Here is a 15,457-nt window from a genome sequence, read left to right as displayed (position 1 = left end):
TGAGTGAGATGGAAGTGAATAAAGCTTTAACAATTGCAGGATCTGACAGCGGAGGCGGTGCTGGAATTCAGGCGGATTTAAAAACATTCCAAGAGCTTGGTGTGTACGGAATGACAGCTATTACAGCAATTACAGCGCAAAATACGCTCGGCGTGCAAGGGGTATATCCTGTTCCGTTAGAAGGAATTACGGAACAGCTGAATTCAATTGGTACGGATTTAACACCAGATGCTGTGAAACTAGGAATGTTGTTTAGTAGTGAAATTATCCAAATTGTTGCCGAGCATATTAAGAAATTTGGCTGGAATAATATTGTGCTAGACCCTGTTATGATTGCTAAGGGTGGTGCGTCATTATTACAACAAGAAGCAGTGCAAGCATTAAAAGAATATTTATTACCAGTAGCAACTGTTATAACACCGAATGTTCCAGAAGCAGAAGTGCTAACTGGGATGGAGATTCATAACATCGAAGATAGTAAGAAAGCTGCGAAAGTATTGCACGAATTAGGTGCTAAATATGTGCTTATGAAGGGCGGCCATGCAGAGTATCAAGGTAATGAAGTAATTGATTTACTCTTTGATGGAGAGGAGTTTATCGAGTTTAGAAGTGAACGAATTCCTTCTAAGCAAACGCACGGAAGCGGGTGTACATTTGCTTCAGCAGTTACAGCAGGACTTGCTAAAGGGTATTCAATTGAAGAGGCAGTTCAAGAGGCGAAAAAATTTATTAGTATAGCAATTGAAGAGCCGTTGAATATTGGTAGTGGTCATGGACCAACGAATCATTTTGCGTATAAATTGAATGAAGTACAAGCATAAGTGAAAATTTAACCAGTGGGGATATACCCTCACTGGTTATAAATATTAATAGGGATTATTTGATTGGTTTAGCTTGTTTAAATGTGCCTTCTTAGATGAGTAAAGTATATACAAGGTGTAATGATATTAATATTAAAAATATAATGTATGGAATCATAGCTTTCTTATTATTACTTAAGTATTTACTATAAATTAATAACAAACAAGAAAGTAAAAAAATGATTTCTAATGTGGTGCGGAATTCAGTATAACTAGGAATAGTAACCAATATCGCTAGAATTATTAGTGACGAATTGCCTAGAATAGTTATTATTTGAATAAAATTTTTCTTTTTATCCTCGGTCATATACCATCCTCATTTCACCTTTAATTTTTAATCATTTCTTTATCTAGTATTATTACAATACGATTAATGAAAATTCCTATTGAATGTAAATATTTATAATACTTAACAATAAAAAAACTCCATTTTGAGGAGTTTTTTTATTGTTTACTTTTTCAAAATACAGGAGTAATATATCAGCCAGAATACATTTTTTGTAATACGCTGAGTCCAAATGTATGGAGCGGAGGAACCAATTTGTGCGTCGTCACTAGGGGTGAATCTTTCAAATTTGAAAGTAGGGCTACTCTCAAAGTCCGAATCCGACAGCTAACTTCGTAAGCGTCTTGAGAGAGGACGGTGCCATGATGGATACATCACTTCATCGATCTGATTAGTATAGGGGAATATCAATCTATGTTTGATTTCTTTTATGCTAAGGAGGATGAGGTACATGGAACTAACACTTATTTGTGTTGGAGGAGAAAGTAAAGTAAATAGTTTAAGAGATTTAGTAGCATTTCAACATGAGTTAATTATTTTTACAGCAAATGAAGAGATAGCGGCTGAAGTTAGGGATTGTGGATTTGATTGGACGTATAGTTGCAGTAAGGAGCAGGATTTTACTAGTATTTGTGAGTGTATTAAGAAGGTAATCTTACTAGGGGATGAGCTTCCAATCGTTAGCTTCTTCACAGAACACATTCGCTTTTCTTCTCAAGCACCTATTACTGTTGTTACAAGGAATAAACGATATCCAGCGAGGCTCTATGAAACAATGGGGGCTACATTTGTCGTGTTTACGAATTGTGATAATATTTCTTTTTTATTTTTTGAATAGGGCGGGGGAAATAAAGATGAAGGTGTTGTTATTAGGAGATATAGCGAATCGTTGGGCGGTATCGGTAGAGCGAGTTCAAGAATTGGTGGTGCTTGATCCTATTTTTCCAAGGCCATATATTATATTGCCATCGAAAGACGCTTTATATTTAAAAACAGATGTTATCGAATATGAGCAGCTACATGCAGAATTGTCACAAGTTTATATTCGCGGGAGAAATTTACGTGCTTTTTTACGAGGGGAATAAATAGTGAATGAAAAAAGAGTGAATGCTGAGTGCAACAAGCTATGCACTTCATGTAATTCGCTCTTTTTATTTCGTATTTAAAAGATCATTTCTGTGAAAAAGAAAGAAAAGACGAGAAAACAGATGAAAGAATATTAATAACACCTAATGTAAGCGTTTAAATAGATGGATATTTTCTTATTTTCAGTAATTTAACCCTTTACAAGTTAAATTTAGAGGAGTATATTTACTCTCATAAATCATTCATGAAATTTCCAAAAAAAACCTAAAATCGCTGAGTTCCAGAAATGGAGCGGGGGAACCAATTTTGTGCATCGTCACTTGGGGTGAATCTTTCAATTTTGAAAGTAGGGCTACTCTTTAGGCCCGAATCCGACAGCTAACCTCGTAAGCGTTTAGAGAGGAGGTTTACTTTGTGTTGTTCACTTCGAACACTAAGTAGAGCTTAGTGTTCTTTTTTTGATGAATAAATGTCAAATTTTAACAAAAAGTGAGGGATAGCTATGTTAGATGTTGTAATGATCGGGATATTTGTTGTATTAGTTGCATCGATGGCAAGCCTGGCAAGTTGGTCAGATAAAGTTGTGAAAGAAGGGAAGCAATCATGATGATTGCCTTATCGGTTATTGTTGCAGCGATTACGGTGTACTTAGTGTACGCATTATTAAATCCAGAAAAGTTTTAATTAGGGGGAATCATTCATTATGATTTGGGTTGCAGTCGTTATTACAATGCTCTTGTTTATTTTAGTAGCAAAGCCAACGGGGATTTATTTAGAAAAAGCTTTTCAAGGTAGCAAAACGCTAGATAAAGTATTCGGGCCTTTTGAAAAACTTATTTTTAAAATTACGGGTGTAAAAGAATACAATCAAACGTGGAAACAGTACGCATTATCACTTGTTTTACTCAACGGATTTATGATGGTTGTTGTATATTTCATTTTCAGATTACAGGGTGTGCTGCCGCTAAATCCAGCGCATATTGAAGGAATGGAGCCTACGCTCGCTTTTAATACAGCAATTAGTTTTATGGCTGATACAAATTTACAGCATTATAGCGGTGAAAATGGTTTGTCTTATTTATCACAATTAATCGCCATTACGTTTTTAATGTTTGCAGCACCAGCAACGACTTTAGCGATTGTTATGGCATTTATAAGAGGGCTTGCTGGAAAAGAACTTGGGAACTTCTTCGTTGATTTTACGAGAGCTTTAACGAGAGTTTTTCTTCCAATTGCATTTGTTGCGGCGTTAGTCTTTGTCGCACTCGGTGTACCACAAACGTTAGACGGGGCAGTTACAGCACATACGATTGAAGGTGCAAAGCAAAGTATATTACGTGGACCAGTTGCATCATTCGTTGCAATTAAGGAACTTGGGAATAATGGTGGTGGTTTCTTCGGAGCAAACTCAGCGCATCCATTTGAAAACCCAGGACAAATTAGTAATATTTTGCAAATGATGCTTATGATGTTATTACCAACAGCACTACCATTTACGTACGGAAGGATGGTAGGAAATAAAAAGCAAGGACGTATCCTTTTTGTATCACTGTTCATGGTCTTTTTACTAGGATTTATAACGATTACGACATCCGAATTACATGGGAATCCAGTATTGAACCAAACAGGTATCCAGCATGTGCAAGGAAGCACAGAAGGGAAAGAAGTACGATTTGGAACCGTATTTTCTTCACTTTATGCGACAGTAACGACAGCTGCTGAAACAGGAGCGGTTGATACGATGCATGATACGTTAACACCAATTGGCGGTTTAGTTCCACTCGTAAATATGATGTTGAATACAGTATATGGCGGCGTTGGAGCAGGCTTTATCAATATTATCATGTATGCAATTATTGCAGTCTTTATATCAGGATTAATGGTCGGACGGACGCCAGAGTTTTTAGGTAAAAAGATTGAAGGTAAGGAAATGAAATTAATTGCGGTAACGATATTATTCCATCCGTTGCTTATTTTAGGATTTTCAGCATTAGCTCTTTCAACAAGCTTAGGAACGGATGCGATTTCTCATTCAGGTTTCCACGGTTTGACGCAAGTTGTATATGAATACACATCGTCAGCTGCGAATAACGGATCTGGATTTGAAGGTTTAGGGGATAATACACCATTTTGGAATATTACGACTGGTTTAGTTATGTTTTTAGGACGTTATTTCAGCTTAATTACGATGCTAGCTGTTTCTGCTTCACTGAAGGAGAAAACGGTCGTACCAGAAACAGTCGGAACATTCCGTACGGATAATAGTTTATTTGGTGGCATCTTCATCGGAACGATTGTAATTGTCGGTGCGTTAACATTCTTCCCGATGTTAGTATTAGGTCCAATTGCAGAATTTCTTACATTGAAGTAATGGAGGGTAAATGATGAGACCGGTAGTAGTAAAAGAAAAACAAGTAGATAAATCACAAATACATGCTGTAGAAGATGAGGTTAGACAAGCGAAAACGTTGGATCGTGATATCGTGACGCATGCGATAAAGCAATCCTTTGCAAAATTGAATCCGAAAGTCATGATAAAAAATCCGATTATGTTCGTTGTGGAAATTGGATTTATCATTACGTTACTTTTATCCTTTCTTCCAAGTAGTTCTAGTAGTGTACCAGGATGGTTTAATATAACAGTTTCTCTCATTCTATTATTTACAGTTTTATTTGCTAACTTTGCAGAAGCGTTAGCTGAAGGGCGTGGTAAAGCGCAAGCCGATTCTTTAAAACAATCGAAGAAAGATGTGTTTGCAAATGTTGTAAAAGAAAATGGAGATATTGTTCAAGTTTCAGCAACTGATCTGAGAAAAGGTGACGTTGTTATTGTAAAACAAGGAGAAATGATTCCAAATGATGGTGAAGTAATTAAAGGTTTAGCATCTGTCGATGAATCTGCAATTACAGGGGAATCAGCTCCTGTTATAAAAGAAGCGGGCGGTGATTTTTGTTCCGTAACAGGTGGAACGATGGTCGTAAGTGATGAAATTACGATTGTGATTACGAGTAACCCAGGGGAATCATTTATCGATAAAATGATTTCTTTAGTAGAAGGAGCTGCACGTCAAAAAACGCCGAATGAAATTGCTTTAAATACAGTATTAACGAGTTTAACGCTTATTTTCTTAATAGTTGTTGTGACGTTGCCGATTTTTACAAATTATTTAGGGTTTCAAATTGATACAGCTGTACTTGTAGCGTTGTTAGTTTGTTTAATTCCAACGACAATTGGTGGGTTATTATCAGCAATTGGTATTGCCGGGATGGACCGCGTGACAAAGTTTAACGTGTTAGCAATGTCAGGGAAAGCAGTAGAAGCTGCGGGCGATATCAACACAATTATTTTAGACAAAACGGGTACGATTACTTTCGGGAACCGGATGGCACATACACTACTCCCTGTAGGAAATGAAACGATTGAGCAAGTAGGAAAATGGGCAGCGATTAGCTCAGTTTTAGACGAAACACCAGAAGGTCGATCTGTTATCGAGTATATGCAAGCGAAATCTATATCATATAATAGAGAACTTGCAGAACAAGGTGAGTTCGTTCCATTTAAAGCAGAAACGAGAATGAGTGGTGTCGATTTACAGGATGGAACGAAAGTGAGAAAAGGTGCTGTAGGTAGCGTGATTGAATGGGTTCAATCACAAGGTGGAACGATTCCGAAAGATGTGAATCAAAAAGCAGATTTCATTTCAAAAGAGGGTGGAACACCACTTGTAGTTGCAGTAGACGATCGTATTTACGGTTTAATTTATTTAAAGGATACAGTAAAACCTGGTATGCGTGAACGTTTTGAACAATTACGTCAAATGGGGATTAAAACGGTTATGTGTACAGGGGATAATCCATTAACAGCAGCAACAATTGCCAAAGAAGCAGGGGTAGATGAATTCGTTGCCGAGTGTAAACCGGAAGATAAAATTGCAGTTATTAAAGCAGAGCAAGGTAAAGGGAAACTTGTAGCGATGACAGGTGATGGTACAAATGATGCCCCGGCATTGGCACAAGCGGACGTTGGATTAGCGATGAATAGTGGTACGACAGCTGCGAAAGAAGCAGCGAATATGATTGATTTAGATTCGAATCCAACGAAAATTATTGAGGTTGTAGGAATCGGTAAACAATTGTTAATGACGCGTGGTGCTTTAACGACGTTTAGTATTGCGAATGATATCGCGAAATATTTTGCTATTATTCCAGCGATGTTTACACTTGCGATTCCGCAAATGGAAGCATTGAACATTATGAAATTAACATCACCGCTTTCAGCAATCTTATCAGCATTAATATTTAATGCAGTTATTATTCCGTTACTCATTCCGCTAGCGATGAAAGGTATCGCATATAAACCGATGAGTTCGAATGCACTGCTTAGCCGAAATCTACTTATTTACGGGCTTGGCGGAGTTATCGTTCCGTTCATTGGAATTAAAGTAATTGATATGATTGTCGGCTTGTTCATATAAGGAAGAGGGGAAAACAGATGGCGAAAAAACAAAGTATACTTTCACCAATTATTCGTATTACTTTTACGTTCTTAGTCTTGTGTGGACTTGTATACCCGCTAATTGTAACGGGTATAGCGCAAGCGGTAATGAAGGATAATGCGGATGGAAGTCTTATATATAATGATAAAGATGAAGTAGTTGGTTCAAAATTAATCGGTCAAAATTTCACAGATCCACGTTATTTTCATGGGCGCGTCTCTAGTATAGAATATAAAGCAGAAGCATCTGGTTCAAATAACTATGCACCGTCTGATCCAGATTTAGCAAAACGAGTTGAGAAAAGTATTGAGGACTGGAAGGAAAAAAATCCAACTGTCCCAGTTACAGAAGTACCGATAGATTTAGTGACGAATTCAGGTTCAGGGCTTGATCCTGACATTAGTCCGAAGGCGGCTTCCGTGCAGGTGGATCGTATTTCGAAATTAACGAATATTCCGAAAGAAAAGCTAGAGCAATTGATTAAGGATCAAACGGAAGGCGCTGCACTCGGCTTGTTTGGGGAAGATCGCGTGAACGTTTTAAAGTTAAATTTAGAATTACAGAAATTAATGAAATAGTAACAGTGCTACCTCAATCTAACGGATTGAGGTAGCGTTGTTTCGAATGAAAGGTTGTGCTTATTTTGTATGCGGATGACTATGAGCCGAAGTTTCAAAGGCGAACGCCAGAGGAATATTTAGAATATATTCGTCAGCAAAATCGCGGAAAGTTAAAGCTATATGTAGGGGCTGCCCCAGGTGTAGGAAAAAGTTATAAAATGCTCTTTGATGCAAGAGAGATGAAAAAAGACGGTATTGATATTGTAATTGGTTTAATTGAAACACATGGAAGAGAAGAGACAGAAGAAGCAATTGCTGATTTAGAAAAAGTTCCGTTAAAAGAAATACAGTATAAAGGAAAGGTATTTTATGAACTTGATGTAGAAGGAATTATAAATCGTGCGCCGCAAGTAGTTGTAGTGGATGAACTCGCGCATAGTAATATTCCTGGATCTAAAAATAAGAAACGTTATATGGATGTTCAAGAATTGTTAGATGCCGGTATATCCGTATTATCAGCATTTAATATTCAACATTTAGAGAGTGTTCATGACATTGTAGCTCAAATTACGAATGTAAAAGTACGAGAACGAATTCCGGATTTTATTTTACAAAAAGCAAATGAAATTCAGCTTGTTGATGCAACGCCCGAGGTATTAAGGAAGAGATTAATAGATGGAAAGATATATAAGGAAGAAAAAATAGAGCAAAGCTTACAAAATTTCTTTACGCTCAATAATTTAGGGGCATTAAGGGAATTATCGCTTCGTGAAGTTGCAGATGATATGGATGAGAAAATTAGCCAAACTGTTATAGAACCGATTGGTGTGAAAGAAAAAATTCTCGTTTGTGTACAATACAGTTCAACAGCAGAGAAATTAATACGGAGAGGTTGGCGCATGGCAGATCGGTTAAATGCTGAATTGTATGTCTTAAACGTAGAAAGAGAAAATATAGATTCTATTTCAGCAGGGAAAAAGCAAACAATTGAAGAGTGGAAATCGCTAACGAATCAATTTGATGCGAGCTTTGTATTAGAAGAAGCGAAAGGAAGAAAACCCGCTGATGTTATTATTGAAGTCGCGAACAGACTACAAGTGACACAAGTTTTACTCGGGCAATCGGCGAGAACACGGTGGGAAGAAATACGAAAAGGTTCTATTGTAAATGAAATTATGAGACAAACGAAGTATATTGATATTCATATTGTTGCGGATCAACGAGCTTAAAATAGAGGCCACCTTTCGGATAGTCTCTATTTTTCTTTTTTCAAGCCTTTTGAATATAATTTCTGAAAGAACTCATATATAATAGAAAAAGATACTTAACATAGTGAATAATTAAAGAGTCAATATATATAAAGAGGAGAGAGTAACATGCTTGAAAATACAGGGTTAGTATTAGAAGGCGGCGGTATGCGTGGTGTATATACGGGCGGGATATTAGAATATTTTATGGAACAAGATTTATATTTTCCATATGTAATCGGTGTATCAGCTGGTGCTTGTCATGCAGCGTCGTATCTTTCCAGACAAAGAAATAGAAATAAGACAGTAAATATTGATTATGCATCGCATCCACAATATTTATCGTATAAAAACTTATGGAAAAAGCGTCAATTATTTGATATGGATTTCATTTTTCATGAAATTCCAGAAAAGCATGTACCGTTTGATTTTGAAACATACTATAATAGCCCAGAGCGTTTCCTTGTAGGAACAACAGATTGTGAAACAGGACAGTCTGTTTATTTTGAAAAAGAAGGAACGAATGATGATGCACTAAATTTATTACAAGCGTCTAGTTCATTGCCTTTCATTGCACCGGTAGTAAATTACCGCGGTAAGCAGTTATTAGATGGCGGGATTTCTGATCCGATTCCAGTTCGTAAAGCACAGGAAGATGGGTTTGAAAAATCAGTCGTGATTTTGACGAGAAATCATGGTTACGCGAAGAAGAAGTCAAAGTTTGGATGGGTGGCAGCGAAAGCGTATAAAAAATATCCTAATCTTGTTAACACGATGTTGAATCGTTATGAAGTGTATAATGAGACACTTCACTACATTGAAAAAGAAGAGCAAGCAGGTAATTTATTTGTTATTCGCCCAGAAGTGCAGCTTCAAGTAGATCGTATGGAAAAAGATACAGCAAAACTACAAAATTTATATGAGCAAGGCTATGAAGATGCAAAGAGACAATTTGCAGATTTACAGGCGTTCTTGCAAAAATAAGTATTAGGCTGCGGAGAAGAGTTTCTTCGCAGTCTTTTTTATTATTGATCTATAACTGAATGCCGAATGCCATTTTAGAAACAGTTATACATGTTTTTGGTTATGGTATAATATGGATGAAAGTGTGTAAAGGGATGATACATATGGAAAATGTATATAAGGGGCTTAGACATGCTGGATTTACTATGATACTTATTTTTGGTGGTGTATTTCTACTTCGCTGCTTCATTCATGGTGAGATGCTACTGGATCAGCTTATTGGGTTTAGTGTAGGAATGATGATGGTTGTTTCATCCGTTTTCATTCAAAAGTATAGTAAAAAGTTACAGGTAGATGAGAGATATTAGAAATTGTGAGCTCCCTTTATATTTGGAGGGGGCTTTTATAATTAAGTAGTTTAGCTGAAGAGGAGGCTTTCGTATGATTTTCTTACTTGTCGTATATTTTGTTTTTATTATGACGTTGTTTATGACGTTTTTTCTTTCTAAAAGATCATATGAGAAGCCGTTTATTAAATATGTACCAGCGTTAATATTGTTTATTTTGGCTTTCATTTCTTCTATTACGTTTGTATTTAATAACGGCATGGGAGAACTGATGATAGCGATATTTTTAGGAGTTACGGCAATAGCAAACTTGCTCTTACTGCTTGCGCTAAAAGTAGTTCGTGTGATTGTTGCAAAAGGAAAGTAGAGCATCGGAATTCGATGCGCTACTTTTTTATTTACGCTTCTTTTTAATAAACGAAAAGGCTAAAGCTGTAATCAAAATACTGCCTTTAATGATATCTTGTGCATAATAAGGAACGTTCATCATTGTGAGGCCATTTAATATAATTCCGATTAATACCGAGCCGAGGAATGTTCCGACTATATTTGGTTTCTTGGCACCGAACATTGCATAACCGATATAGGCAGCTGCAACTGCATCCATTAATAATGGGGAACCAGCTGAAACTTGCCCTGTTCCAACGCGGCTACATAGAATAATCCCGCCGACAGAGGCGAGTAAACCGCTAATCATATAAGCGTATACACGGTAACGATCGGTAGGGATACCGGCTAGTCTAGCAGCTTCTCGATTCCCACCTGTCATATAAAAGAAACGACCGTACGTTGTTTTTTCTAAAAATAGATGTGCAATTAAAACGACGATAAGCATGATAATGACAGGGACTGGAATTCCTAAAATGGAACCTTGACCGATAAATAAAAAGGATGGAATAAAATGTCCTGTGGCACCCGACATTCCTTCATATATTGAAGATCCTTTTGAAAATGTTAAGTGTAGTCCATTCACGATATACATGATACTTAGTGTAGCTAGTAAATCTGGTAGTTTAATTCGGATAACGAGTAGTGCATTTAATAATCCAACTAATAGTCCACACAGAATAGGAACAAGGAGTGTGACTAATAGTTCTTGTCGATATAAAACGAGACAAGAAGCAGCGGCAATTGTTGCTAAACTAGCGGTAGAGCCGACTGATAAATCAAACCCATCTACAATCAATGTAAAGGTAACACCAATCGCAAGTAACGTTACGATAGAAATAGAGCGTAAAATATCACTAATATTGTTGTATGTTAAAAAAGAATCATTGACGATAGAGAAAAAAATTGTAACACCTATAATAATAGCAACTGTACTAAATTGATAAAAAAGATGAGTAGGTAAATATAGTTTCTTAGTTTTAGTTTTATGAACGAGATTCAATGGAAAAGCTCCCTTCAGATAAATGTAAAAGCTGTTCAGGAGATAGGTCATTCGGCAAGTACTCACCTACAAATTCTCCGTTTGCCAGTATAAGAATGCGATCGGCGATATGTAGTGCTTCATCTTGTTCTCCTGTGAAATAAATTACGGAACTCCCGTTTTCTGTAATGTTGCGAATGAATTGAAAAATGTCTTGTTTCGCAGCTATGTCTACACCTTTAGTTGGCTCGTCCAAAAGAAATAGATTAGGTTTGAATCCATTCCATTTTGCAATTGAGACTTTTTGTTGATTTCCACCGCTAAGTGAATGAATAAAGGCTTTTGGGTCATTGGGTGAAATGCTGAAAGAAGAAATTACCGTAGTAGCATTATTTAATTCGGTTTGTTTTCGTCTCCAACCTGATTGGTGTAAATTAGTGTGACTTATAATATCTTCCGAAAGAAATACACCTTGTTTTCTTCTTTCTTCTGGTACAAGTGCGATTTTCGCTTTAATCGCATCTCGCGGTGTTTTAATTGTTATGTTGTGACCATCTATTTTTGCGCGATAAGTATGACGAGCACCAAATAAAGTTTCAGCAAGTGTTGTTTTTCCACTTCCAATTAATCCGTATATCACAACAGTTTCTCCTTTTCGTATTGTAAGAGAAAGGGGAGAATGATCTTCGTGTAATTGAAGCTCTTGTACTTTAAATATTTCCTCGCTCCCGATTTTTGGTGCTGTATTAATAGGAAGTGTAAGTTGTTTTCCAGTCATTGCTTCAACAATTTGTTGATCTGTAATCGTTGTAATGGCTTGAGAAAGGGCAACTTTACCGTTATGTAGTACAGTTACATCATCCGCGAAATTTCGAATCTCTGATAAACGATGAGAAACTAGGAGGATGCCAATTCCTTTTGATGTCAAATCTTTTAATAGTTTCCCAAAGGTTTCAACTTCCTTTGGTCCAAGAGAAGAAGTAGGTTCATCTAATAAAAGATAAGTTGTATTGTTAGATAAAGCTCTTGCGATAAGAAGTAATTGTTTTTCATGTAATGAGCAGTTTGAAACATCTTCTGAAACATTTAAATCTACTTGTACAATTTGCAAATGTTGTTTAGCGAGTGCAACTAATTTGGACTTTGAAAATAGTACTTTATTTTGCATTGCTAAATGATCAATTAGTACATTTTCTAATACAGATAATCCCGGAATAAGTCCATGATCTACTTCTTGTGTTACGAAAGAAATACCGTGCTTTTTTGCATCACGTGGTGAAGTGAAGGAAACAGACTGATTATCAATTTTTATATCGCCAGCAACTGGTTGGATTTCACCAGTTGCTATTTTTAGTAAAGTACTTTTTCCCGCACCATTCATTCCTAGTAAAGCGTGTACTTTTCCTTTTTGAATATGAATAGAAACATCTTCTAAAACAGGTGTAGCTACATGATAAGAATGTGTAATGTTTTGAAGAGAGAATGTCATCATTTTTTCTCCTTCTCTAATTTTTTCATCCAAGGAGAATATGCATCTTTTGAGTCTCCCCAACCGTTTATATGTTTTGATAATTGATCCATTGTTATATTTTCTTTTGGTAAACTACTTTTCTTTACTAAATAAGGTTCTAGTGAATAAATATCTGGCGTTTGTTCACCAGCAATTTTTTTGTATAAAAATCGTACTTGAACTTTACCTACTTCAGCTGGATCAGTTGCAGCTGTAGCAGTCCAAGGTGAGCTTTCTTTTTGCATGAGTTGTAAATCTTCATTACTTAAGTCAATGCCATATACTTTTATATCTGTACGACCAGCTTGTTCAAGTGCTTTAACAGCTCCTTTAGCGAACTCATCCCATGAAGCGAAAATAGCTTGTAAATCTCCTTTTTTCGGATATTTCTTTAATAAAGCTTCTACTTGTGTTTGTGTATCAAGCGGTGTGTTATTACTAGCAGTACCGAATCGTGCAACTTCTTTTATATTTGGATAACGTTTATAAAAAGCATCAATGATAACGTTGCGACGTTCCATTGGAGCAAATCCGCCAACCCATACGACTGCGATATTTCCTTGTCCATTCAAATCTTCCGCTAACGTTTTTAATGATTTCCATGCAAGACTATAGTCATCTTGATCAATAATTGTCACACCTGGCAAGCGTAGATCGTTATCAAACGCAACTACGGGAATATTCGCCTGTAACGCTTTTTCTACTCCAGGTTTTAGTGCTTCAGAGCGGCCGTGATCAATTAAAATACCATCCACTTTTGAATTAATAGCAGTATCTAAATTTGCAGCCATTTTTGCTAAATCGTTATCAGAATTGTAGACTTGTACACTACCGCCAAATAGCTCGACTTGTTTTTTGACGCCCTCAATATATTGAGAGGAAAAAGTTCCGATGGACATTTGCATAATTAATGCGATTTTTAATGGCTTCTTCATTTGGCTTGGAACTTCTGTTTGTAAGTGATTTTCTACCGTTGTAGGCGCCTTTTTCACAGTTTGTTGCTTTTGTGATGAAATCGCATCTTGTTCATTTGTACAAGCGGTTAATGTAAGTAAGAGAAAAATAAGTACGATGGAACATAATTTTTTCATAAAAAAATCCCTCCTAAACTAAGAAGAGAGAGGAGGGAGTGAAAATAAAAAACGCCTTTTCATATAGAAAAGACGTCTTATCATATTACTCTTATCTTTCAACACAATGTGTTGTAAGAATTAGCACCGTGCCCATAAATGGGTCGGTTGCCGGGCTTCGTAGGGCTCATCCCTCCACCTGCTCTTGATAAGACATCGAATATTTAACTATTTTGAATTATTTCACAAATGAATGGTGTTGTCAAACAGTATTTATAAAAAAAATCCCTCAGGAAGAGGGATTTTAATGTGGTAAGAAAACTAATTGGTAAGCGAACAAGATTCCGAATAAATACACAAGTGGGTGAACAGCGCGGAATTGTCCTTTTGCCATTTTCATAAGTGGGTATGAAATAAATCCAAGTGCAATACCTGTTGAAATACTTGATGTAAGTGGCATGCTTAAGATTACTAAAAATGCTGGGAATGCTTCATCGAACGTATCCCAATCGATGTGACGAACTGAACCCATCATAAGACTACCAACGATAATTAATGATGGTGCTGTAATAGCTGAAACGCCAGAAACAGCGCTCACTAACGGTCCGAAGAATGCTGCTAATGCAAATAGAACAGCTACTGTAACAGTTGTTAAACCAGTACGACCACCAGCTGCAACACCAGCAGATGATTCAATGTAAGCTGTTGATGGTGTTGTTCCGAACATAGCTCCAATTGTTGCTGAGAATGAGTCAGATAGAAGAGCTCGTCCTGCTTTTGGAAGCTTTCCATCTTTCATGAATCCACCTTGTTGTGCTACACCAAGTAATGTTCCAGTTGTATCAAATAGTGTAACAAGGAAGAATGAGAACACAACGCCGTATAATCCGTAGTTAATTACATCAGATACAGCAGTAATTGGATTTGAAACGATAATTCCTTCTGGTAATCCAGGCATTGATGTAACGCCGTTTGAGAACGTTAATTGCCCTGTGAAGTAAGCGATAATACCAGTTAATAACATTCCGATAAATAGTGCCCCGTTTATATTTAAAGACATAAGGATAATTGTAATTCCAAGGCCAGCTAATGCTAGTAGAACTGGAGCAGAGTGAAGATCACCAAGCCCAACTAAGTTTGCATCATTTTTTGTAACAATTCCTGTTAAGCGCAAACCGATAAAAGCAATAAAAAGACCGATACCAGCAGTAAGTGCATGTTTTAAGTTTTCGGGAATTACTTCCATTAATTTCGTACGGAAAGATGTGAATGATAACAAGATTAAAATCATACCTGCTACGAATACAGCAGAGAATGCAATTGCGAAAGTCATGCCTTCATGAGCTTTTACAACAGAGTAAGAGAAGTAAGCATTTAATCCCATACCTGGTGCAATTGCGATTGGTAAGTTTGTAAAGATTGCCATAAATAATGTTCCGACAACAGCGGCGATAATAGTAGCTGTAAATGCTTGTTCAAATGGAACGCCTGCATCCCCAAGGATGACAGGGTTTACGACAATGATATATGCCATTGTTAAAAAGGTAATAATACCTGCCATAATTTCAGTTTTAATAGAAGTTTTATGTTTTGAAAGGTTAAACATATAAACATCCTTTCTTTTTACGAATAATTTTCACAACAGTTATATATAATATTCGTT

General features: G+C 36.6%; 16 protein-coding genes and 3 riboswitches. Of the genes, 12 read left to right on the top strand and 4 right to left on the bottom strand.

Going from position 1 to position 15,457, the window contains the following annotated elements; genetic code table 11:
- The first annotated feature begins 8 nt into the window (after positions 1-8).
- From thiD to ACP6L7_RS24150, 12 genes are all read left to right on the top strand, one after another.
- Positions 9-821: a bifunctional hydroxymethylpyrimidine kinase/phosphomethylpyrimidine kinase gene (gene thiD, locus ACP6L7_RS24205; protein WP_097831321.1), complete on the top strand. Its 813-nt coding sequence runs from the start codon at positions 9-11 to the stop codon at positions 819-821.
- 535 nt (positions 822-1,356) lie between these two features.
- Positions 1,357-1,504, top strand: a riboswitch (cyclic di-AMP (ydaO/yuaA leader).
- A gap of 93 nt (positions 1,505-1,597) precedes the next feature.
- Positions 1,598-1,984, top strand: a complete 387-nt coding sequence (locus ACP6L7_RS24200; protein ID WP_141533273.1) for a hypothetical protein — start codon at positions 1,598-1,600, stop codon at positions 1,982-1,984.
- 16 nt (positions 1,985-2,000) lie between these two features.
- Positions 2,001-2,231 carry a hypothetical protein gene (locus tag ACP6L7_RS24195; RefSeq protein WP_000866315.1) on the top strand — a complete coding sequence of 77 codons (231 nt, stop codon included), beginning with the start codon at positions 2,001-2,003 and terminating at the stop codon, positions 2,229-2,231.
- Between the two features lie 262 nt (positions 2,232-2,493).
- A riboswitch (cyclic di-AMP (ydaO/yuaA leader) is annotated at positions 2,494-2,639 on the top strand.
- 95 nt (positions 2,640-2,734) lie between these two features.
- On the top strand, positions 2,735-2,839 hold the full coding sequence (locus tag ACP6L7_RS24190) for a SipW-dependent-type signal peptide-containing protein (protein ID WP_000887889.1): 105 nt from the start codon (positions 2,735-2,737) through the stop codon (positions 2,837-2,839).
- Positions 2,836-2,916, top strand: a complete 81-nt coding sequence (gene kdpF, locus ACP6L7_RS24185) for a K(+)-transporting ATPase subunit F (RefSeq protein WP_000972378.1) — start codon at positions 2,836-2,838, stop codon at positions 2,914-2,916. The genes ACP6L7_RS24190 and kdpF overlap by 4 nt, the downstream gene beginning before the upstream one ends.
- Before the next feature lie 19 nt (positions 2,917-2,935).
- Entirely contained in the window at positions 2,936-4,603 is a 1,668-nt protein-coding gene (gene kdpA, locus ACP6L7_RS24180; protein WP_097831318.1) for a potassium-transporting ATPase subunit KdpA, read from the top strand.
- 13 nt (positions 4,604-4,616) lie between these two features.
- A complete protein-coding gene (kdpB, locus tag ACP6L7_RS24175) occupies positions 4,617-6,707 on the top strand; it encodes a potassium-transporting ATPase subunit KdpB (protein ID WP_141533272.1) in 2,091 nt (696 codons plus the stop codon).
- Positions 6,708-6,724: 17 nt separating this feature from the next.
- A complete protein-coding gene (gene kdpC / locus ACP6L7_RS24170; RefSeq protein WP_097831316.1) occupies positions 6,725-7,306 on the top strand; it encodes a K(+)-transporting ATPase subunit C in 582 nt (193 codons plus the stop codon).
- Positions 7,307-7,362: 56 nt separating this feature from the next.
- Complete coding sequence (kdpDN, locus tag ACP6L7_RS24165; protein WP_097831315.1) at positions 7,363-8,517, top strand: KdpD-like non-kinase potassium sensor; 1,155 nt, start codon at positions 7,363-7,365, stop codon at positions 8,515-8,517.
- A gap of 147 nt (positions 8,518-8,664) precedes the next feature.
- Positions 8,665-9,519 (top strand): patatin-like phospholipase family protein, encoded by an 855-nt coding sequence (locus ACP6L7_RS24160; protein WP_097831314.1) that lies wholly within the window; start codon positions 8,665-8,667, stop codon positions 9,517-9,519.
- Between the two features lie 143 nt (positions 9,520-9,662).
- A complete protein-coding gene (locus ACP6L7_RS24155; protein ID WP_097831313.1) occupies positions 9,663-9,866 on the top strand; it encodes a hypothetical protein in 204 nt (67 codons plus the stop codon).
- A 73-nt stretch (positions 9,867-9,939) separates the two neighbouring features.
- Positions 9,940-10,212 carry a sugar ABC transporter ATPase gene (locus tag ACP6L7_RS24150; RefSeq protein ID WP_097831312.1) on the top strand — a complete coding sequence of 91 codons (273 nt, stop codon included), beginning with the start codon at positions 9,940-9,942 and terminating at the stop codon, positions 10,210-10,212.
- A 27-nt stretch (positions 10,213-10,239) separates the two neighbouring features.
- Here the strand turns inward: ACP6L7_RS24150 and ACP6L7_RS24145 are convergent, their stop codons facing one another.
- From ACP6L7_RS24145 to ACP6L7_RS24130, 4 genes are all read right to left on the bottom strand, one after another.
- Positions 10,240-11,235 carry an ABC transporter permease gene (locus ACP6L7_RS24145; RefSeq protein WP_097831311.1) on the bottom strand — a complete coding sequence of 332 codons (996 nt, stop codon included), beginning with the start codon at positions 11,233-11,235 and terminating at the stop codon, positions 10,240-10,242.
- Complete coding sequence (locus tag ACP6L7_RS24140) at positions 11,219-12,706, bottom strand: sugar ABC transporter ATP-binding protein (RefSeq protein WP_097831343.1); 1,488 nt, start codon at positions 12,704-12,706, stop codon at positions 11,219-11,221. The genes ACP6L7_RS24145 and ACP6L7_RS24140 overlap by 17 nt, the downstream gene beginning before the upstream one ends.
- The gene (locus tag ACP6L7_RS24135) at positions 12,703-13,815 is read right to left on the bottom strand and encodes a sugar ABC transporter substrate-binding protein (RefSeq protein ID WP_097831310.1); all 1,113 of its coding nucleotides are present in this window, start codon (positions 13,813-13,815) and stop codon (positions 12,703-12,705) included. Before ACP6L7_RS24135 ends, ACP6L7_RS24140 begins: the two co-directional genes overlap by 4 nt.
- 88 nt (positions 13,816-13,903) lie before the next feature.
- Positions 13,904-14,009: riboswitch (SAM riboswitch) on the bottom strand.
- 89 nt (positions 14,010-14,098) lie between these two features.
- Complete coding sequence (locus ACP6L7_RS24130; protein WP_071747782.1) at positions 14,099-15,400, bottom strand: NCS2 family permease; 1,302 nt, start codon at positions 15,398-15,400, stop codon at positions 14,099-14,101.
- Positions 15,401-15,457: the final 57 nt, after the last annotated feature.

The sequence above is a fragment of the Bacillus silvicola genome, assembly GCF_050524305.1.
Lineage (GTDB): Bacteria > Bacillota > Bacilli > Bacillales > Bacillaceae_G > Bacillus_A > Bacillus_A cereus_AT.
This window is presented reverse-complemented; position numbering and strand designations above follow the sequence as displayed.